Annotated in this window: 19 protein-coding genes; 11 read left to right on the top strand and 8 right to left on the bottom strand. The window is 69.6% G+C overall.

Annotated features, from left to right (window positions below; translation table 11 throughout):
* Positions 1 to 24: 24 nt before the first annotated feature.
* The gene (locus DMC64_RS43720) at positions 25 to 111 is read right to left on the bottom strand and encodes a putative leader peptide (RefSeq protein ID WP_350573702.1); all 87 of its coding nucleotides are present in this window, start codon (positions 109 to 111) and stop codon (positions 25 to 27) included.
* 153 nt (positions 112 to 264) lie between these two features.
* The gene (locus tag DMC64_RS37550) at positions 265 to 837 is read right to left on the bottom strand and encodes a TetR/AcrR family transcriptional regulator (RefSeq protein ID WP_063272848.1); all 573 of its coding nucleotides are present in this window, start codon (positions 835 to 837) and stop codon (positions 265 to 267) included.
* Between the two features lie 81 nt (positions 838 to 918).
* On the opposite strand from DMC64_RS37550, the gene DMC64_RS37545 reads away from it, so the two are divergent.
* The 3 genes from DMC64_RS37545 (at position 919) to hemW (ending at position 3,053) form a co-directional block, all read left to right on the top strand.
* Positions 919 to 1,332 carry a VOC family protein gene (locus DMC64_RS37545; protein WP_125737417.1) on the top strand — a complete coding sequence of 138 codons (414 nt, stop codon included), beginning with the start codon at positions 919 to 921 and terminating at the stop codon, positions 1,330 to 1,332.
* An 85-nt stretch (positions 1,333 to 1,417) separates the two neighbouring features.
* On the top strand, positions 1,418 to 1,774 hold the full coding sequence (locus tag DMC64_RS37540; RefSeq protein WP_125737416.1) for a hypothetical protein: 357 nt from the start codon (positions 1,418 to 1,420) through the stop codon (positions 1,772 to 1,774).
* A 64-nt stretch (positions 1,775 to 1,838) separates the two neighbouring features.
* Entirely contained in the window at positions 1,839 to 3,053 is a 1,215-nt protein-coding gene (hemW, locus tag DMC64_RS37535; RefSeq protein WP_125737415.1) for a radical SAM family heme chaperone HemW, read from the top strand.
* Here hemW and DMC64_RS37530 read toward each other — a convergent pair.
* The 4 genes from DMC64_RS37530 to DMC64_RS43715 are packed head-to-tail and all read right to left on the bottom strand — an operon-like array spanning position 3,046 to position 9,067.
* On the bottom strand, positions 3,046 to 3,738 hold the full coding sequence (locus tag DMC64_RS37530) for a hypothetical protein (protein WP_125737414.1): 693 nt from the start codon (positions 3,736 to 3,738) through the stop codon (positions 3,046 to 3,048). The genes hemW and DMC64_RS37530 overlap by 8 nt on opposite strands.
* Positions 3,735 to 5,537 carry a carbamoyltransferase C-terminal domain-containing protein gene (locus DMC64_RS37525; RefSeq protein ID WP_125737413.1) on the bottom strand — a complete coding sequence of 601 codons (1,803 nt, stop codon included), beginning with the start codon at positions 5,535 to 5,537 and terminating at the stop codon, positions 3,735 to 3,737. The genes DMC64_RS37530 and DMC64_RS37525 overlap by 4 nt, the downstream gene beginning before the upstream one ends.
* A gap of 21 nt (positions 5,538 to 5,558) precedes the next feature.
* Positions 5,559 to 6,836, bottom strand: a complete 1,278-nt coding sequence (locus tag DMC64_RS37520) for a hypothetical protein (RefSeq protein ID WP_125737412.1) — start codon at positions 6,834 to 6,836, stop codon at positions 5,559 to 5,561.
* Positions 6,833 to 9,067 carry a glycosyltransferase gene (locus DMC64_RS43715; RefSeq protein WP_125737411.1) on the bottom strand — a complete coding sequence of 745 codons (2,235 nt, stop codon included), beginning with the start codon at positions 9,065 to 9,067 and terminating at the stop codon, positions 6,833 to 6,835. The genes DMC64_RS37520 and DMC64_RS43715 overlap by 4 nt, the downstream gene beginning before the upstream one ends.
* A 322-nt stretch (positions 9,068 to 9,389) precedes the next feature.
* On the opposite strand from DMC64_RS43715, the gene DMC64_RS37510 reads away from it, so the two are divergent.
* Genes DMC64_RS37510 through DMC64_RS37490 form a run of 5 tightly spaced genes read left to right on the top strand, consistent with a single transcriptional unit; the run spans position 9,390 to position 14,302 of the window.
* Positions 9,390 to 10,115: a hypothetical protein gene (locus DMC64_RS37510; protein ID WP_125737546.1), complete on the top strand. Its 726-nt coding sequence runs from the start codon at positions 9,390 to 9,392 to the stop codon at positions 10,113 to 10,115.
* Positions 10,112 to 11,149: a GNAT family N-acetyltransferase gene (locus tag DMC64_RS37505; protein WP_125737410.1), complete on the top strand. Its 1,038-nt coding sequence runs from the start codon at positions 10,112 to 10,114 to the stop codon at positions 11,147 to 11,149. The genes DMC64_RS37510 and DMC64_RS37505 overlap by 4 nt, the downstream gene beginning before the upstream one ends.
* A complete protein-coding gene (locus DMC64_RS37500) occupies positions 11,143 to 12,246 on the top strand; it encodes a hypothetical protein (protein WP_125737409.1) in 1,104 nt (367 codons plus the stop codon). The genes DMC64_RS37505 and DMC64_RS37500 overlap by 7 nt, the downstream gene beginning before the upstream one ends.
* Positions 12,243 to 13,286 carry a GNAT family N-acetyltransferase gene (locus DMC64_RS37495; protein ID WP_125737408.1) on the top strand — a complete coding sequence of 348 codons (1,044 nt, stop codon included), beginning with the start codon at positions 12,243 to 12,245 and terminating at the stop codon, positions 13,284 to 13,286. Before DMC64_RS37500 ends, DMC64_RS37495 begins: the two co-directional genes overlap by 4 nt.
* Positions 13,280 to 14,302: a GNAT family N-acetyltransferase gene (locus DMC64_RS37490; protein WP_125737407.1), complete on the top strand. Its 1,023-nt coding sequence runs from the start codon at positions 13,280 to 13,282 to the stop codon at positions 14,300 to 14,302. Before DMC64_RS37495 ends, DMC64_RS37490 begins: the two co-directional genes overlap by 7 nt.
* A gap of 3 nt (positions 14,303 to 14,305) precedes the next feature.
* Here the strand turns inward: DMC64_RS37490 and DMC64_RS37485 are convergent, their stop codons facing one another.
* Positions 14,306 to 14,980, bottom strand: coding sequence for a TetR/AcrR family transcriptional regulator (locus DMC64_RS37485; RefSeq protein ID WP_125737406.1), 675 nt, complete (start codon positions 14,978 to 14,980; stop codon positions 14,306 to 14,308).
* A 112-nt stretch (positions 14,981 to 15,092) separates the two neighbouring features.
* Here DMC64_RS37485 and DMC64_RS37480 point away from each other — a divergent pair, with 112 nt between their 5' ends.
* From DMC64_RS37480 to DMC64_RS37470, 3 genes are read left to right on the top strand one after another with little or no spacing between them, the layout of a single operon-like run.
* A complete protein-coding gene (locus DMC64_RS37480) occupies positions 15,093 to 15,533 on the top strand; it encodes an SgcJ/EcaC family oxidoreductase (RefSeq protein ID WP_125737405.1) in 441 nt (146 codons plus the stop codon).
* 29 nt (positions 15,534 to 15,562) lie between these two features.
* Positions 15,563 to 16,363 carry a siderophore-interacting protein gene (locus tag DMC64_RS37475; RefSeq protein WP_199755220.1) on the top strand — a complete coding sequence of 267 codons (801 nt, stop codon included), beginning with the start codon at positions 15,563 to 15,565 and terminating at the stop codon, positions 16,361 to 16,363.
* Positions 16,364 to 16,373: 10 nt separating this feature from the next.
* Entirely contained in the window at positions 16,374 to 17,609 is a 1,236-nt protein-coding gene (locus DMC64_RS37470; protein WP_125737404.1) for a serine hydrolase, read from the top strand.
* Between the two features lie 144 nt (positions 17,610 to 17,753).
* On the opposite strand, the gene DMC64_RS37465 is transcribed toward DMC64_RS37470, so the two are convergent.
* The gene (locus DMC64_RS37465) at positions 17,754 to 19,217 is read right to left on the bottom strand and encodes an alpha/beta hydrolase (RefSeq protein WP_125737403.1); all 1,464 of its coding nucleotides are present in this window, start codon (positions 19,215 to 19,217) and stop codon (positions 17,754 to 17,756) included.
* Positions 19,218 to 19,303: the final 86 nt, after the last annotated feature.

Genomic DNA, 19,303 nt, shown 5'->3' with positions numbered 1-19,303 from the left:
GCTGATCGTGGTGGTGGCGGGGAGTCAGCGGTTCGTCGCACAGAGCGCGCTCGCCACACGACGGAGGTCCACGTGGCGGCGTGCCACGAGGCTGATTCCGGCGCGGGTCATTCATTCAGCGTGCCACGCGCCCACTATGTGGTCTAGGCCGGTCCGAATACTGGGAACAGGGTCCGAAGGCGACTGTTTTGCCTGGTCAAAGGCGTGCTTCGCCGGTCAAGCCCGGCTTCGTGGCCCGGCATTGTGACGCAGAACGCGCACGACTCAAGAGGGCAGGACGCGGTCCACGATGATCCGGATGACCTCCTCGTCGGTGACGTCCGCGAGCACCTCCGGCAGGGTGAGCCGCTCGACGGTGAGCCCGGTCAGCGCGAGGTACATCAGCAGCACTTCGGCCCGCCCGCCCGGCATCCCCGCCGCGACGTGCCAGTCGACGCTCATGTCGATGCCTTCGCGGACGGTCTTGGTCAGCTCGGCCGAAAGATCCGGGCGCCGGGTGGCTTCGAGCCGGAGTTCGAGCAAGGCGAGATAAGGCTCCCGGTGACCGGTCAGCCGTCCCATGAGCTCGCCGAGCAGGACGCCGACCCGGTCGTGGGACGGCGACTCGGCCTGTGGGTTCGCCATCACCTCGGCCGGTGCCGACAGCCGCTCCTGCACTCGGACGCCGACCTCGCCGAGCAGCTGGTCCCGATTGCGGAAGTAGTTGGACGTCGTCCCCGGCGGCACGTCCGCCTCGACGTCCACGGCGCGGTAGGTGAGGCCGCGTGCGCCCTCGCGGGCGAGGACGGTGATGGCGGCGTCGGTGAGCGCGGTCCGGCGCTCCGGGTTCTGTCGCATCGGGACATTCTCCTTGCCTCAGTCAAACCACTATGTCTATAGTACTACGCATCAAGTGGTTAGAACTGGGAGGAACACCGGATGCAACTCAACGGTTTCGGCGCCTGTGTGGTCGTCGAGGACATCGCCGAGACCACCGCCTGGTGGAAGCGGCACCTGCAGCTGACGGTGACGATCGAGCTGGACTGGTTCTCCAGCCTCAACGTCGGCGCGCCGGGCTATGAGATGAGCTTCGTGAAGCGGGGGCACAAGTCCACGCCGGAGCCCTGGCGGGCGCAGGAAGCGGCCGGATCGATGGTCGGGCTCATGGTCGAAGACGCCGCGGGCGAGTACGAGCGCCTGCGCGGGGAGGGGGTCAAGATCGTGACGGAACTCGTCGACGAGGAATTCGGTCAGCGGCACTTCTACATCGAGGACCTGAACGGCTTCCTGATCGACATCATCGAGGCCATCCCGCCGTCCGCGGAGTGGCTGGCCGCTAACGGGTTGGCGTAATACCGCTTCGGGTGAGTGGGGCCGCGCGGGGACGCCGTCGGCGCTAGCTTCGGTCTCCGATCCACAAAGGACGGAGGAGTTGCGCATGCGCCGATGGGTGGTCGCCGCGATGGTGCTGGCGTCCCTGCTGATCCCGGGTACCGCTTCCGGGGCTCAGCAGGGCTGCAGACTGGTCTCGCCCGAGGAAGGGGCGGTGTTGCACAAGGGCGACTCGTACCGCTTCGAGGCGGTCGGCTGTTCGCCGGGTGCCCGGGGACACCTGTCCCATACGGTGCTGGTCGAGGTCGCCATGAGCCGCGACGCCGTCACGGACGAGCACGGCGACTGGTCGGTCGACCACGTGGTCAACGACTACTCGCTGAACATGGAGACCCTCGTCTGGGTGCGGTTCGACGACGGCTCCCGGTCGACCTCGGTCAAGGTGCGCATCGCCGACCGATGACGCGTTCCGTGAAGGCCTCTTTCCCCCGGGAAGGAGGCCTTCACGGCGTGGGGGACACTGGGGTGTGCCCGCGTTGCTGCCCGAAACCACCACGCCCGTCGAATCCGCGCTCCCCGAGAGCGCGCTGGAAGGGCTCGGCACGCGACCGTTCGGCGTCTACGTGCACGTCCCGTTCTGCGCGACCCGGTGCGGCTACTGCGACTTCAACACCTACACCGCCGGAGAGCTGGACAGCGATTCGTCGCCGCAGTCGTGGCTCGAAGGCCTCAAGCGCGAGTTAGACCTGGCCGCGCGTGTGCTGAAGGCGCCGCCCGCGGTCGACACCGTCTTCGTCGGCGGCGGCACTCCGTCTCTTCTCGGCGCCGACGGGCTGCGAAGCGTTCTCGACGCCGTTCGCGACGTCTTCGGGCTCGCGCCGGACGCGGAGGTGACGACCGAGTCCAATCCGGAGTCCACGTCGCCCGAATTCTTCGCGGGTATCCGTGACGCCGGATACAACCGGATCTCCCTCGGGATGCAATCGGCCGCGCGGCACGTGCTGAAGATCCTCGACCGCGTGCACACCGCCGGCCGTCCGGTCGCGGCCGCGGAGGAAGCGCGTGCCGCCGGATTCGACCACGTCAACCTCGACGTCATCTACGGCACGCCGGGGGAGCGGATCGAGGATCTCCAGGCTTCGCTCGACGCGGTGCTGGCCGCCGGTGTCGACCACGTCTCGGCGTACGCGCTGATCGTCGAAGAGGGCACCGCGCTCGCCCGCCGCATCCGCCGCGGCGAACTGCCCGCGCCGGACGACGACGTGCTGGCCGCCGATTACGAGATGATCGACCGCGTCCTCGCCTCGGCGGGATTGCGCTGGTACGAGGTGTCCAACTGGGCGACCTCGGAGGAAGCCCGCTGCCGGCACAACATCGGGTACTGGCGCGGCGGCGACTGGTGGGGCGCCGGGCCGGGCGCGCACAGCCACGTCGGCGGCGTCCGCTGGTGGAACGTCAAGCATCCGGCCCGCTACGCCGCGTCCCTCGCGGCCGGTGAATCACCTGCCGCGGGCCGTGAACTGCTGACCGACGAAGACCGGCACCTGGAACGCGTGATGCTGGAACTCCGGCTGTCCGAAGGTCTCCCGCTCGACGCGCTCGACGACGACGGCCGGGCCGAAGCCCGTGCCGCCGCCGCCGAGGGATTGCTGGAACAGTCCGCTTTGGACGGTCAGGGTCGTGCGGTGCTGACCGACCGCGGCCGGTTGCTGGCCGACGGGCTGGTGCGCCGGCTCACCTGAGCCCCAGCGCCCGGTCGACCCATCTGCCCACCGGCAGCGCCACCACGACCGCCGCCAGCGCCAGGTGCACCAGCATGAACAGCACCGCGACCGGGACACTCGGCGGCCCGCCGAGGAACACGATCATATGCGAGGCCCATTTGAGCTCGGTCGGTTTCGTCCCGGCGGACCAGACGTCGTTGAGCGCCCAGAAGGTCAGGTCGTTCGCGCCCGAGATCACCACGAGGATCGACGCGACACCGGCCTTGAGCACGTTCGCCGTCCGGCCGCCGCCCAGCCGGTACGCCATCAGCCCGAACAGGACGATGAACGTCACGATGAACAGCTCGAACTGGTACACCGGCTGGAAGGCGTCCTCGTCGGTGGCCGCGTTCCTGGCGAACGCCTGGATCCGCATGATCAGCTCGGTGTCCAAATAGGACATGTAGACGAACACCGCGAGCACGATCAGCGCCGGACCCCACTTGGTGCGCGGGAAGAGCGCCACCGTGACGACCGCGAAGACGAACGGGCACAGTTTGAACGCCCATTCCGCGACGTTGTCCAGTGTCTGGTCCGGCGGCAGGATCACCATGATCAGCAGCGCGGTCACCACGGCCGGGACGGCGGCCACCAGCCACAGCCATTTGCGCCGCCGGTAGAGCGCGGGGATCCAGCCGTCGGTTTCGGGCAGGGTGGCGGTCACAGGTCGTCCTTCTCTGCCCAGAACGGCCCGAGGGCGAGGGCGTCGACGTCGGTCTTCAGGTAGCAGGCCACCGCGTCGGCCGGGCTGGCGACGATCGGTTCGTTGTTGTCGTTGAACGAGGTGTTGACCACCATCGGTACGCCGGTGAGCTTCTCGAACTCGCTGATCATCCGGTAGTACAACGGGTTGTCCGTTTCGGTCACCGTCTGCACGCGGGCCGTGCCGTCGACGTGCGTGATGGCCGGGACCTCGTCGCGTTTGTCCGGCAGGACGTCGAACACCAGCAGCATGACCGGCGACGGGTAGTCGCTGACGAACCAGTCGCCCGCGCGTTCCGCCAGGCACGACGGCGCGAACGGCCGGAAGGCCTCGCGGTGCTTGACCTTCTCGTTCATCCGCGTCTTCGAGTCGGGGTCGCGCGGGTCGGCCACCAGCGAACGGTTGCCGAGCGCGCGCGGCCCGCATTCCATCCGGCCCTGCACCCAGCCGACGATCTTGCCCTCGGAGATCTTCTTCGCCGTGTGCGCGGCGATGTCGTCGACCTTGGTGTAGCGGACCCCGGCGTCCTGCAGCGCGAGTTCCATCTCCGCCTCGGTGTAGTCCGGGCCGGTGTAGGTGTAGCCGTCGCGAGGACGGGGCTTGCCGTACTTGCCGACCGACACCTCCAGCGCCGAACCGAGCGCGCAGCCGTCGTCGGCCGCCGCGGGCTGGGCGAAGAAGTCCTCGAACGGCGTTTCCAGCAGGATCCGTCCGTTCATCACGCTGTTCAGCGCGACGCCGCCCGCGACGGACAGCCGCCGCGATCCGGTCTCCCGCTGCAGCCAGCGCGCGATGTGCAGCCCGGCCTCCTCCAGGGTGACCTGCAGCGCGTAGGCGATGTCGCAGTAGTGCTGCGGCACCGGGTTCTCCGCGGTGACCCGGGTCTTGGGCCTCGCCGGGCCGAACAGGTCGGTGAACTTCTTCGCCATCACGTGCTTGCCGGTGCGGTGGTGCCCGAAGAAGCTCAGGTCGAGCTCGTACCCGCCGTCGTCGTCGAGGTGGATCAGCTGCTTGAACGCGTCGACGTAGGTGTCGTTCCCGAGCGGGGCCAGCCCCATGATCTTGCCTTCGTCACGGGTGGGGTAGAAGCCCAGATAGCCGGTGACGCCCGCGTACATCGCGCCGAGCGAATGCGGGAACTTGATCCGCCGGATGTCGATGATCCGGTTTCCCTTGCCGTGCCCCAGATAGGTCGCGGTGCCGTCGCTGCCGATGCCGTCGAAGGTGAGCACGGCCGACTCTTCCCACGGCGAGATGAAGTACCCGCTGGCGGCGTGCGCCTTGTGGTGGTCGACCAGATGCGTCTTGAACTTCGTCGGGCCGGTCCAGCCCACGGCCTCCTTCACGTCGCGTTCGAGGGTGAAGGACCGCTTGATGTGCGCGAGCACCGCGCCGCCGACGTGGTAGTCGTCGACCCCTTTGCCGCCACCGGTTTTGAACGTCTCCACCATGCCCGCCGACGAGCCGCCCTCGTCGCCGTTCTGGTTGCGGAACACCTCCAGCGTGGCCGGGAAGTACTTCGCGAACACCTTCGCCGCGTGGATGCCTTCACGCCAGCGCTGCCAGTAGTAGGCGACGTGGTCGACGTCGGCGAGGGTGATCCCGCCGCGCTCCAGGCAGAACTTGATCGCCTCGGCGGGGAAGTCCCCGTCGTGCTTCTTGCGGGTGAAGCGTTCCTCTTCGGCGAAAGCGATGATCTCGCCGTCGCGCACGAGCGCGGCCGCCGAGTCGTGGACCCTGCTGATTCCCAGTACGTACATGTTCCTTCTCCAGTGCGACGTTCAGAGTTCGGGGTGGTGGCGGCGCAGCAGCCGACGGAGGACGGTCGCCCGGACACCGATGGCGAAGACGAGGGCGGCGAATCCGCCGACCGGTCCCATCGCCGGGACGAGCGCGGCGGCGGCCAGCGGGGTGGCGATCAGCCCGGCGATCGAGGCCGACGCCGTGAGCGTGAGGACCTTGCTGTTGGTGTTTTCGATCAGGAAGCCCGCGTAGAGCCGGACGGCGAACAGCACCGTTTCGACCAGGACGAAGACGCCGAGGACCACGTATGCGCCGACGGTGTCTTCGGCGGTCAGCACCGCGCGGGCCGCCGGGATCGCGAGGGCGATCCCCGCCAGGACGAGGAACGCGAGCGCGCCCCGTTCGACCAGTTTCAGCAGGTCGACCGCGCGGGATCGGCCCGCCGCCGCCCCACTGCCGCGCAGCCGCGCCGAAATCGCCGGCTGGTGCACGCGAAGCTGATAGAACAGCAGCGAACAGAACGCGCTGCTGGCCAGCAGGGCGACGTAGAACGGTCCACTGTCGACGGTCCGCCCGGCCAGCGCCAGCACGCCGAAGACCGTCGACGTCGCGAGGACGTCCAGCACCTCGGTCAGCCCGAGCAGCACGGTGGTCCGGCCGAAGGCGGGCAGGAGCCGGTGTCCCTCGATCCTTTCCACCCGCAGCCATTTCTTCGGCAGCAGTGCCGCGGAGAAGCCGAGGATGACCAGGATCCCGCCGAGCAACAGGCCGAGATGCGTCAACGGCGACCAGCGGACGAACCACGTGCCCACCGTCACGGCGCCGACCACCAGCGCGCCCGCGGTGAACGCCAGAGCGTCCAAAGTGGACTTTCCGGTGAAGCGGTGCAGGCCCGAGACCGTCATCAGCAGGCCACCGGAGATCGACCAGCCCGCGGCCGTCAGGTACAGCGCGGCGTCCGAATCCGGTGCGACGATCAGCGCGACCGCCATCGCCGCCAGCACCACCAGTACCGGGACGACGGCGACGCGGATGGCCAGCGCCGCGACCGCGTCCCGCGTCATCCTCAGGCGCGGCAAGCACTTCAACGCCGACTTCTCCGCCGCCGACGGCACGAAGTTGAGCCACGTCATCAGCCCGAGCGCGGTGGCGAACCGGCCGTAGTCGTGCGCGCCCCACGCGGTGACGAGCACCAGGCCCATCGCCTGGATCGCCAGCCGGAACACGCCACGACCTGCGAGCAGCCGGAGCACCATGGACGGCTTCGGCGCCGCGATGGACGCGGTGCCGGCGCCGGTGAGCGAAGTGCCGGTCAAGGGAGCGGTACCGCCGCACCCTGCTCGTCGAGCAGGAACTTCAGCGTGCCGCGCAGCTCGTCCTCCGCCGCGAGCACGTCGGGCACGGTCGGCGCCGAAAGCACCGCGTACCCCATCTTGTAACCGGCCTGCTCGTACGGTTTGACGTAGGTGTCCTCTTCCGCGAACAGTTCCAGGTTGTGCACCGCGGGCATGGCGCGGACCTCGTCGACGCCCTCGATGCGCACGATCCGGCCGCCGCGGTCGGAGGCGAGGATGTGGATGAGCGTCGGGCGCGGGTCGCGCGGGGAGAGCACGACCTCGCCGCCGGTCGCGGCGGCGATCCCCGCGGCGATCAGGTCGACGCCGGTGCTGTGCTCGATCGCCTCGGCCAGGCCGTTCCCGCCCATCCGGGCGCCCATCTCGATCAGGTAGAACTTCCCGTCACGGCCCAGGACGGCGTCGAGGGTGAGCGGCCCGGTGCGGTAGCCGAGTTCGGCGCACAACGCGGTCAGCATCACCGGGAGCGCGCGGTCGACCACCGGCGGCAGTCCGGCGGGCAGCAGATGCGACGCCGTCACGAAGAACGGCGGTGGTGTCAGCGTGCGCCGGGTGACCGCGTGGAACACGATCCGGCCGTCGACGGCGAGTGCTTCGATCGTGTAGTGCGAGCCGTCGAGGTGTTCCTCGACGACCAGCTTGCCGGACGGCGAGAACGCGAGGGAGTCGGAGAACGCGGTGGTGAGGCCGCCGGGGCTCGCGCAGGAGACGACACCGCGGCTGCCGGAGGAGTCGACCGGTTTCACCAGCGTCGGGAATCGCAGTTGCTGCGCGGCGAGCGCGAGGTCCGGGCCGGGCTTCCCGCCGACGCTGCGATAGGTCGGCAGACGCAGCCGGTCACAGAGTTCGCGGAAGACGGACTTGTCGACGGACGCGGCGACGGCGGCTTCGGGCAACGGGTCGGGCAGGTTCCAGTGCCGGGTGAGCCAGGCGAGCGCGGGCAGCCCGACGTCGCTGGCCGGGCAGAGCACCCCGGCGATGTCGTCCCGTCCCTCGAGCGCCGCCGCGATCTGTTCCGGCGCGCGGACGCTGACCTGGACGAACTCGTCGGCCAGCGCCACCGCGGGCGCGCTCGCGCGGACGTCGACGCAGATGGTGCGGAAACCGAGTTCCCGCGCCCGGTGGTACGTGCTGACCGAACCGTCGGCGCCGCCCAGGATCACCAGGCTCCGTACCGCCGCCGTGTCTTCGGTGTTCTTCACTCCCGCTTGCCTTTCCCCAGGATGGATCTCGGCCGTGGCCGAGGAGTAGAGCCGGTCGTCCTCGTCGACCGGGAAGCTGGCTTCCCTGATGTAGAACTGCCGTGGCCGCGCCTGCCCCGCGCCGACCACGACCAGGTAGCGGACGGACAACGCGAGCACGGTCAGCAGCACGGAGAACATGACGAACGTCAGCGCCGAAGCGGCGGTCAGCCCGAGCAGCCCGGTGGCGGCCGCGATCCCGGCGAGCACCGAGATCCCGGCGGCCAGCACCGCCGTGGTCGAGGCCATCGTCGTCAGCCGCCGGGTGAAGCCGACGAACAACTCGATGGCGTGCGAGGAAAGGAAACCGAAGCCCACTTTGGACTCACCGCGTTCGCGGGCCCGGTGTGCCACCTGGACGGTGGTGTAGCGGCTGGTCAGCCTCGGCACGGTGGCGAGGAAGTACGGGGTGCCCAGCCGGAGATCGACGATCTTGCGCGCGAGCTCCGTGCGCACCAGGCGGAACGCCGTCGCGCCGGGCGGGATTTCGATCCGCAGGACGCGGCGGCCGACGAAATGGAAGGCGGCGGTGCCCCACCGTCTTAGTAAGGGATCTTGCCTATTGGTGCGAACACCGAAAACGGCGTCGTTGCCGGCCTCGGCGGCCATGATCAATTTCCCCACCTCGGAGGCCGGGAACTGTTGATCGGCGTCCATGTGCAGGAGCCACGGTTTCCCGGCGTACCGGTAACCGGCGGAAAAGGCCGCTTCGAACCCGAAGTTCCTGGTGAAGGACAGATAGCGCACCCGGGGGTCGGTATGCGCGAGCGCCCGGATGACGTCCAGGGTCCCGTCCGTGCTCCCATCGTCCACATAGAGCAGTTCGAGGGGGAGATTTCCCAACTCGGCGACGATCTCCCGGTAGGAGGGCTCGACGTTGTCGACTTCGTTGAAGCACGGGACGACTACGGTGAGTCCACTTTCCGCCGGGCCGGGGGTCGACCAGCTCATCTGTCGAATCCCTGCGATGAGTGCGCTATTGTGTTCGTAGCGTCACGCGTTGTGTTTTCACGGTTCATGAGTCCCCTTGGCCCCAGGCGTCCGGCAGGTCGTGCCGGATCGAAAGTTCCCGTGTTATAGGCAGACTCGCTTTGCTGCCGCTAGGGGAATCCGCAAGTTCGTCCTTTCAGCTCAGTCGAAAAGGTGGGAAGTCGGGCGAAAACCGGATGAATCCGACGCGGGGTATTCCCAAACCGCCGGTGATGACGCAGGCTTGCGCGCCATGTGGACTGTGGGGGTGAATGCTGCCTGGCGGGCCGCCTACCGGCGGTCGGTGCGGTCGGCCTTCGCGACGGTGCCGTTCTACCGGGAACGCTGGGCTCTGGACGGCAGAACGGATCCCGTGCTGGTACCCGGTCGCACCGGGACGGATTCGGGCGCGGCGCCACTGGCCGAAGCGGTGCACAAGATCGTCGATCTGGTTCCGCTCGCCGGTGGCACGCAACGGATCGAACCAAGCCGGGGCCTGGGTCCCGTGCTGCGTAAGGCACGCTCGGTGAGCGGTGACGCACTGGTCGTGGTGCTCGGCGGGGACGGGGTGCGGCCGCCTTCGGACCTGCCGCGCGGGGTTCGTTGCTGTGTGGTGGATCCCGACGTCCCGGCGCCGGGCGTGCTGGCGGAAGTGTCCTCCGCGCTTCGCCGCGGCCGTCGCGTGCTCGCGGTCGGCGACGACAAGCAGCTGGCCGTCTTCGCCGCCGCCTTGCCCGAAGACCGTGCGTACCGGGTCGAATCCGTACCGCGACGGGAACTGGACACAATGGACTCCGGGCCGTACGGGGTGCTCCACGATCCGGCGCTCGGTTATCTGGGCGCGATCGAGGACTGCGGCCGTTGGCACCTCGACTGGCCGCGTGTCTACGCGCGCCCGACGACGGGCGGGCTCGCGTTCACGCTGTTGCGCCAGGATTCCCCGCGGTTCGTGGACGTGCTCCCGGCCGGCGGCGTCCGTGGTGAGATCGCGCCGTGCCCGCGACACGGGACGCCGGTCGTGCTCACGTGAAGACGGGTTTCCACGATCCCCGCACCGATCCCGTTCCCGTCGGCTGGCCGGAGTTCTCCCGCGCCGCCCGCCTGCATCCGGTGTGGGACTACGAGGTGATGGGGCTCGACGCCTGGACCGCGCGGAACCCGCCGGTGCTCGCCACCGTCTCGGACGGTGCCGGCATCGTCGCGGCGTTTTCGGTGCTGGTGTGCCGTCCCCGGCTGCGGTACCGCTTCGCGCCGACGCCGGGACACCGGTTGCTACGCCCGTTCTGGGCCGAGGTGTGCCAGCCTTGGCTGAGCGGCTACCCGGGGCTCGCGTTCGCGCCGGAGGTCTCCGCCGCCGATCGCCGTCCGCTGATCCGGGACTTCGAACGGTCCCTGTGCCGGAGGCTCGGCCCCGGCCTGCTCGGAGTGCTGTACCGGGCGCTGGGTCGGGACCTCGCGCAGGACCTCCAGGGCCGCGGGCGGCTGGTGAAGGCCGTCGATTCCGTGGCCGTGCTGGAAAACCGGTTCGCCTCGGAAGACGAATGGATCGCCTCGCTGCCCAAGTCGCGGCGGGGCGGGTTGCGACGGCAGCGGCGCCGGATCGCCGACGATCCGGATGTGGTGGTCGTCGGTGGCGCCGGCCGGGAAGACCTCGACAGCGCCGAGGTCGCGACCCTCATCCAGGGGCATCGTGACCGGCACGGCAAGCTCCCGCTCGACACCAGGACGCCGCCTTCCGCCGCGTTCCTGCACCGGTTCCTGCGGCGGCCCGACGTGCACACGCTGACCTACACCGGCGCGGACGGCAGGCTGCTCGCGGTGAACACGTTGCTCGATCATCCGGACAGCCCGGCGAAACAGCATTGGGGCACCTTGCCGGTGGACGAAGGCGGGCGGCGGGGGCTGCTGTTCGACTCCTACATCCACGCCATGCGGTACGCCACGCGGCGCGGGGTCAAGGAGCTCACCGCCGGGCGCGGACTACCCGAACTCAAGGCCACGCTGGGTTTCCGGGCGCGCCCGGTGTACGCCGCGGCCGTGCCGAGACCGGTACTGGGATGGTGACGATGAAGGTGGCGGCGAGAAGCACCGTGTTCGAGGCCGAGGTGCTCGATCCGAGGACCGCGGCCGAACCCGAGGGCTGGAGTGGTTTCCAGCGGCGGGCGAAGCTGTGGCCGGTCTGGGAGTACGACGTCCTGCGCCGGGAAGCCTGGATGGCGAAGAACCCCGCGGTGCTCGCGGTGCTGCGCCGGAACGGGACGATCGTCGGCGCGTTCACCGTGATGGTGTGCCGGAGCTGGCGGGCGGGCGACTTCGCGCCGTTGTCCGTCCTCGGTGGACGGTTCCGCCCGCGCTGGGCCGAGGCCTATCTCTGGCAGCTCAGCGGCTATCCCGCCGGTGTACTCGACGAGCGGCTCGACGAGACCGAGCGGCGGGAAGTGGTGCGCCGGTTCGAACGGGCATTGTGCGCCCACCTCGGCCCGGGACTGCTGGGCCTGATCTACCGGGCGATGAATCCGGAGCTCCTTCCGGCGCTGGACGGCCCGGGCCGGATGTCCCGGGAGATCGACCCGGCCGCCGTGCTGACCAACGACTACTCCACTGTGGACGATTGGGAACGGACGCTCGGCGACGAGACCCGGAAGACACTGTACGAACTGCGGGAAGACGGGAACCTGCACACCGAGGCCGCCGCCGCCCGCCGGGACCTGGACTGCCACGAACTCGCCGTCCTGCTCAACGCCCACCGGCGCAGGCAGGACGACCGGGCCTGGGCAGGCGGGCAGCGGTCGCGGTTCGGCGGGCTGCACATGGACACCCGGAGCCCGATCGCACCGTCCTATCTGGACGCGTTGATCCGCCGTCCGGACGTCGTCACCCGTACCTACCGTGACGGATCCGGACGGCTGCTGGGTTTCGGCACGCTGTTCGACGCCGACGACGGATGCGCGCTGCACCAATGGGCCGCGCCGCCGAGCGCGGCAGGCGGACGGAAAGGGCTCTATGTCGACTTCTACGCCAGGGGAGTGGAGCACATGATCACGCATCGGCGCCCCGAACTGACCGCGGGCCGGGCGATGCTGGAGAACAAGACCCCGCTCGGCTTCGGCACCAGGTCCCTGGTGTCGGTCGCCGTACCGAGACCGGTGCTGGGCCGATGACCTGGGACGTGCGGGTGCTCGACCCGCGGACCGATCCGGAACCCGAGGGCTGGGCCGGTTTCCTCGACGCGCAGCAGGCCCCGGTCCCGTGGGACTACGGGTTGCTGCGGGTGGAGTCCCGCTTTTCGCCCAGCCCCACCGCGCTCACCGTGATCAGCGACGGCGGCGAGATCGTCGCCGCCGTGCTGGCGATGCTGTGCACCCCGATCTCCCCGGCGGGTCCCGGTGCCGTGCGCGGTATCGCGCGGCTGGGTCCGCGCTGGGTCGAGGTGCAACACGCGTGGCTTTCCGGATATCCGCCGTGGTTGTTCGCCGACGGCCTCGACGCGGCCGACCGGCGGGAGATCATGCGCCGGTTCGAGCGGGCCGTCGGCCGCTTCACCGGGCCGGGCTGCCTCGGCGTCGTCTACCGCACCGTCCCGCCGGAGTCGCTCGACATGCTGACCGGACGGGGCAGGCCCGTTCGCGACACGATGCCGACGTCGGTGCTGGAGAACCGGTTCGTCGACGTCGACGGCTGGCTGGCGTCCCTGCGCCGCAGCAGGCGGCTGAGCCTGCGCGGCCAGTCGAAGAAGATCGCCGCCGACCCGGACGTCGTGGTCCGCACCGAAGCCGCCCGCACCGACCTCGACGCGCTGGAACTGGCCACCATGCTGCGGGAGCACCGCGAGCGGATGGGGCCGGTGAAATTCGACCGGCGCGGTCCGGTCACCGCCGAATACCTCGGTGAACTTGTGCGCAGGCCGGATGTCATCACCTCGACCTACCATGACGGCGAAGGCAGGCTGCTCGCGTTCACCAACGTGCTCGACCACCCCGTCGCGCCGCTGCACCAGCATTGGGCCGCGCTCGCCCCGGAGGAGGGACGTCCGAAGCACCTCTACTTCGAGGCGGTCGTCCGGAACGTGCGCTACATGATCGAGGGCAACCGGAAATCCCTTTCGATGGGCCGGGGCCTGACCGACCTCAAGGCGACGCTCGGTTTCCAGCCGGTCCCGCTGCTCGGGGTCATCGTGCCGAGACCGGTGACGCGATGGTGATCGAGGTGCTGGACCCCCGCCGTGACCCGGAGCCCGCGTACTGGAAGTCGTTGCGGGGCAAGGCGGGGCTGCGCGCGGACTGGAGCTGGGAGGTGCTCACCGCCCAGGCGTGGGCGGCGCGCACCGAACAGCCCGTCACGGTCCTGCTCGAAGACGGCGAACCGCGGGGCGTGGTCAGTTCGGCGTGGGTCACCGGGCTCACCCGGCGGCACCGGTTCGCCCGCACGGCGGGACGGGGGCGGCTCGGCGGGCTCGACGTCCGCTCCCCGGGCGCGGGAGCGATGCCGGGCTGGTGGTTCGACGGCGAGGACGAAGACGGCGGCGTCGGCAGGCTGCTGGACACCTTCGTCCCCGCCATGCGCGAGGAACTCGGGTTCGGCCTGCGCGCGCTGCTGGTGCGCCAGGTCGGCGAGTCCGGAGTGGACAGTGTCCGCGGCGGGCCGAAGATGGTGCGCCGCACGGAGGACGTCGCCGTACTCGACGTCACGCCGTTCTCGAGCCGGGACGACTGGATGCACTCGCTGGCCAGGAAACGCAAACAGAACCTGCGCAAGATCTTCCGCACTTTCGACGCCGATCCGTCGCTCACGGTGCGCGTGCGCCCGGGCGCCGAGGCCGATCCCGTCGAGATCGCGGAACTGCTGCGGTACAACGAAACCAAACATCACGACGTGCCGATCGTGCCGCTGCCGGCGTTCGTGGGCTATCTCGGCAGACTGCTGCGGCAACCGGACGTGCACGTCATCGAGTACCGCGAGACCGCCACCGGCCGGGCGGTCGCCGTCGCGACCCTGCTCGACCATCCGACGCTGCCGATCGCCCGGCACTGGGCGGCGCTGCCGCGGGAACTCGGCGGACGGCCCGATCTTTACTTCCACTTCTACGGCGAAGCGGTGCGCTGGGCGCTCGAAGCCGGGCGGCCGCAGGTGGTGTTCGGCAAGAAGATGTCCGAGATGAAGGCATCGCTGGGGGCGCGTCTGGTGCCGCAGTACGCGGCCGCGGTCGCGTTGCTCTGAGCCTCACGAGGCGGCGGAGGCCAAGCCGCGCAGGAAGAGGTCGATCGCGAACTCGAACCGCTCCTGCGCGGTCTCCGCGGTGAAGTACTCGCCCGCACCCAGCAGATTCGGGAAGGCGCCGGGCGGGAACGACGTCATGTACTCGACCATCCGCCTGCCGCGCTGTTCCTGCTCCGCGAGGTCGATGTCGCCGTGTTGCCAGCCGGCGCCTTCGTAGGCGAAAGCCTTGGCGTAGAGCCATAAAGCGTCGGCGGCGAACAGTGCCCGCTTGAGATCGAGACCGCCCGCGCGCAGGACCGCGAGCATCGCTTCGGCCTGTTGAAGGGCGTTCGCGCCGACCGGGACGGGGATGGCCCACGCGATCTTGGCGATCCCGGGGACCGATGTCAGCGCGCGCACGTTGTCGCGCAGCAGATCCTTCGCCTGTTCGACCCAGCGATCCGGGTCGGGTTCGGGGAACGGGCCGAAGGCGAGGACGTGGTCGACCATCAGCTCGTGGAGCTCTTCCTTGTTCGCCACATGGGCGTAGAGCGACGCCGGGCCGGTCTCCAGCGCCTTGGCCACACACCGCATGCTCACCGCCTCCAGCCCTTCGCGGGCGAGGAGGTCCAGTGCCGTCTTCACCACGAGCTCCTGGGACAGCACGGGTTTCTCGGCGCGACGCCGGGGCCTGCTCACTTCGTTCGCCTCCTGATCCGGGGTTCGCCGGGAACTCTACTTGACGCGAACGCCGTTCGTCTGTAGAACAGTGTTCGTCAAACGAACGGTGTTCGTCTAACTGGAGGAAGCCATGACCGAACGAAAGAATGAAGTGCTGGCCGTGCTGGGCGAGCTCGCCGACGCGTGGAACAAGGGCGACGCGGCCGCGTATGCCTCGCATTTCACCGAAGACGCCGACTACGTGACCTTCTTCGGGATGAACATGCCGGGCCGCGCGATCATCGAAAGCGCGCACCGTGCCCTGTTCGAGGGACCGCTCCGGGGATCGAAACTGGTCTCGGGCGGCGGTGAGCCGAAGGTCCGGTTCGTCCGGCCGGACGTCGCGATCGTCGTGTCCGGCGGCGGATCGTCGCTCTCGGGCGGGGCACCCGAGCCGGGCCGGGAATCGACGCTGACGTACGTCCTCGTCGAGGAGCCCGGCGGCTGGCGGGTCGCGTCCTTCCAGAACACCCGGGTGAGCGATCCGGCCGCGGGCGCCCCGGCGGGCGGGGAGAGGCGTACGCTCGGTTAGGTTCACCTAAGTCTTAAAAGGGAGTGTGGATGGCCGAGGCGAGGAGAGCGGTGTCGACGACCCGGTTGCGGGTGCTGCGCACCGAGCGGATCACCCCGCACATGGTCCGGATCGTCGCCGGGGGCGAAGGGATCGCTTCGTTCCGGCCCAACGACTTCACCGACGCCTACGTCAAGGTGCACTTCCGGGTGCCCGGCGTCACCTATCCCGAGCCGTTCGATCTGGCGCGGATCCGCGAAGAGCTGCCGCGTGAGCAGTGGCCGCGGATGCGCTCCTACACCGTCCGGGCCTTCGACCCGAATCTCGGCGAACTGGTGCTCGACTTCGTCCACCACGGTGACGAGGGGGTCGCCGGACCGTGGGCCGCCGCCGCGAAGCCCGGCGACGAACTGCTGATCTCCGGACCCGGCGGGGCGTACGCGCCGGGCGAGGAGGCGGACTGGCATCTGCTCGCCGGTGACGAGAGCGCCCTGCCGGCGATCGCCGCTTCGCTCGAGGCGATGCCGGCGGGTGTTCCCGTGCACGCGTTCATCCTCGTGGAGGACGCGGGCGAAGAGCAGTCGCTGACCACCAAGGGCGACGCGCGGATCACCTGGCTGCACCGGAGCCGGGGCGACGACCTCGCGGCCGCCGTCCGCGCGCTCGAGTGGCGCGATGGTGTCGTGCAGGCGTTCGTCCACGGCGAGGCCGGGTTCGTCCGGGAGCTGCGGCGTCATCTGCTGGACGACCGGGGGATGCGGCGCGACCTGCTGTCGATCTCCGGATACTGGCGGATCGGGAAGACCGACGAGGCGTGGCGGCTGGAGAAACAGGCCGAGCGGAACGCGTAGCCTCGGTCGCATGATCGAGCTGAAGGTGGACGTCGACCCGGCCGAGGTGGGTTTCGACGCGGAGCGGCTGCGCCGGATCGACAAGCATTTCGACGGATACCTGGAGCGGAACCGGCTTCCCGGGTATCTGGCCGTGGTGACCAGGAACGGGAAGGTCGCGCATCTCGCGGCGAACGGGCAGCGCGACCTCGAGGCCGGGCTGCCGGTCGAGACCGACACGATCTGGCGCATCTACTCGATGACCAAGCCGGTCACGTCGGTCGCCGCGATGATGCTCGTCGAAGCGGGGCTCATCGATCTCAAGGATCCGATCTCCCGCTGGCTGCCGGAGTTCTCGGAGCCGCGCGTCTTCGCCGGAGGCTCGTCGGTGAAGCAGGCGACCGTGCCCGCCACCGAACCGATTCGCCTCTGGCATCTGCTCACCCACACCGCGGGGCTCACCTACGGGTTCCACCGCACGCATCCGGTCGACGCGGCCTACCGCGACGCCGGCTTCGACTTCGGCACCGCGCCAGGGCTCGACCTGGCCGGTGTCTCCGAGGCGATCGCGCGGCTGCCGCTGCTGTTCGAGCCGGGTTCGGAATGGAATTATTCGGTCGCGACGGACATCCTCGGCAGACTGATCGAGGTCGTCTCCGGTCAGCCGCTCGACGTCTTCTTCGCCGAGCGGATCTTCACCCCGCTCGGCATGCACGAGACGGGGTTCCAGGCCGCCGCCGGCGATCTCGACCGGCTGGCCGCGCTCTACGTGCCGCATCCGGTCACCAAGGAGCCGTTCCGTCACGACGAGATGGGCGCACTCGGCCGGGTCGCGCCCACGTGTTTCTCGGGAGGCGGAGGGCTGGTCTCCACGGCGGGTGACTTCCACCGGTTCGCCCAGATGCTGGTGCGCGGCGGCGAACTCGACGGTGTCCGCCTGCTCGGCCCGCGCACGCTCCGGCTCATGGCGACCAACCACCTGCCCGGCGGCGTGGATCTGGAGACCTGCGGCCGGACCGGGTTCTCCGAGGCGCCGTACGACGGTTTCGGCTTCGGGCTGGGTTTCTCCGTCCTCGACGACCCGGTGAAGGCCAAGACCCTCGCCAGCGCGGGCGAGTTCGCCTGGGGCGGCGCGGCGAGCACGGCGTTCTGGGTCGATCCGGACGAGGACATCACGGTCCTCTTCTTCACCCAGTTGCTGCCGTCGTCGACGTACCCGATCCGCGTCGAATTGAGGAACCTGGTGTATCAGGCCTTGGTCGACTGAGGGGGAGCCCGTCGGTCCAGGGGGTCGTGAGTGGCGAGTGTCGTTAGAACGACCCGAAACACTCACGACCACCCGTACCGACCCCTCACCTGCCCTCGCGACGCTTCCGCCTCCTGCGGACTGTAAGAGGACACCGCCCTGGCCCTACCTGGCGTCGAAAGGCGCGTGATCCGGGGCGCAGACGGCGCCGCGTGCCGGAAGGCGTCCGAGGGTCAGGTAGGCGTCGACGGCCGCGTCGACACAGGCGCTGCGGTTCAAGGCGCCGTGCCCCCACGCGTCCAGCGTCAGGAGCCGGGCGTCGCCGAGGATGCGTTGGGTGCGCTTCGCCCCGGCGTACGGGGTTTCCGGATCGCCCTTGCCGTTGGCCAGCAACAGGATCGGCGCGGTCGGCCGGTTCCACGGTCCCGTGTACCGCGCGTCGTCGGTGGCGGGCCAGAAGGCGCACGGCAGGGAGAGATACGTGTCGTACGAACCGAAACCGCGGCCTTCCCGGTCGGCCGCGCGGGCGGCGCGGGGCCAGGCGGCCGGGTCACGCGGGTTCGTGGTGTCTGCGCAGATCGTCCCGCCGCCACCCATCGCGGAATCGAACGGGGTCGCGATGGCCTTGGCCGCGACCGGTTTCGTCGCGGACTGGAGAAATTCGGCCAGCGCCGGGGAATTCGCCTCGTCGGTCAGCGCGTTGTGGGTCCGCCGGACGACCTCCTGGTAGGTGATCGGTCCCGGTGTGGCTTCGAGCCGGTCGAGGAGCGCGTCGTACTTGGCCCGCAGATCAACCCCCGGCTCGCGGAACGCGCACCGGACGTCGGCCGCGCACGTGTCGAGGAAGGCTTGCAGCGCGCGGTCCGCGTCCCGGAAACCGCCGAGCCTGGTGCTGAACGGGACGTTCGCGTCCTCCGGGCGGTACCCGGTCGACCAGGCGATCGGATCGTCGACGGCGTCCAGTGCCAAGGCGCCGACACGATGCGGGAACAGGTTGGCGTACACCTCGCCGACGTAGGTGCCGTAGGAAAGCCCGTAGTAACGCAGCCGGGGCTCGCCGACGGCTTGGCGCATCCGGTCGAGGTCCCTGGCGACGTTCGCGGTCGACAGGTGGTTCAGCAGCGGCCCGGCGTTGCGGCCGCAGGAGGCGGTGACCTCGCGGGCGTCGGCGAAATGCCGGGTCTCCTGCTCGGCGGTGATCGGGAAGGTACCCAGGATGCGTTTGAGGGGAGCGGTTTCCGCGTCGCTGGTGAAGCAGCGGACCGGTGTGCTGGCGCCGACTCCGCGCGGGTCGAAGCCGACGATGTCGAATTGCCGGTGCAGGGACGGCGTCTGGAACCTGCTGAAGCGGCCCTGGTTCCCGGGGCCGCCGGGGTTGGTGAAGAGGGTGCCGCGTTTGCGCTTCCGGTCCGTCGCCGGGAGACGGCCGAGCGCGATGGTGATCCGCGAGCCGTCAGGGTCCTGATAGGACAACGGGACCTCGATCTCGGCGCAGTCGTAGCCCGGGGGCGAGCCGGACGGACAGGCGCCCCACGCGAGACCTCTCGGCGCGGCCGAAACCGCGGGCGTGATCGTGAGGGCGGCGAGTGCGGAAAGTGTGAGCGCGGCGGCGACGCGGATTCTGGTCATCGGGCCAGCGTCTCGCCTCGCGGGCGCGCGATCCCTGGTGCCTGTACCCGGAAAGATGGTGGGGTACGCCCCTCCATGTTCAACAT

Origin of the sequence: Amycolatopsis sp. WAC 04197 (assembly GCF_003947475.1) — a bacterium.
Lineage (GTDB): Bacteria > Actinomycetota > Actinomycetes > Mycobacteriales > Pseudonocardiaceae > Amycolatopsis > Amycolatopsis japonica.
The sequence above is the reverse complement of the archived record's forward strand: the minus strand, read 5'-3'. Positions and strand labels throughout refer to the sequence as shown.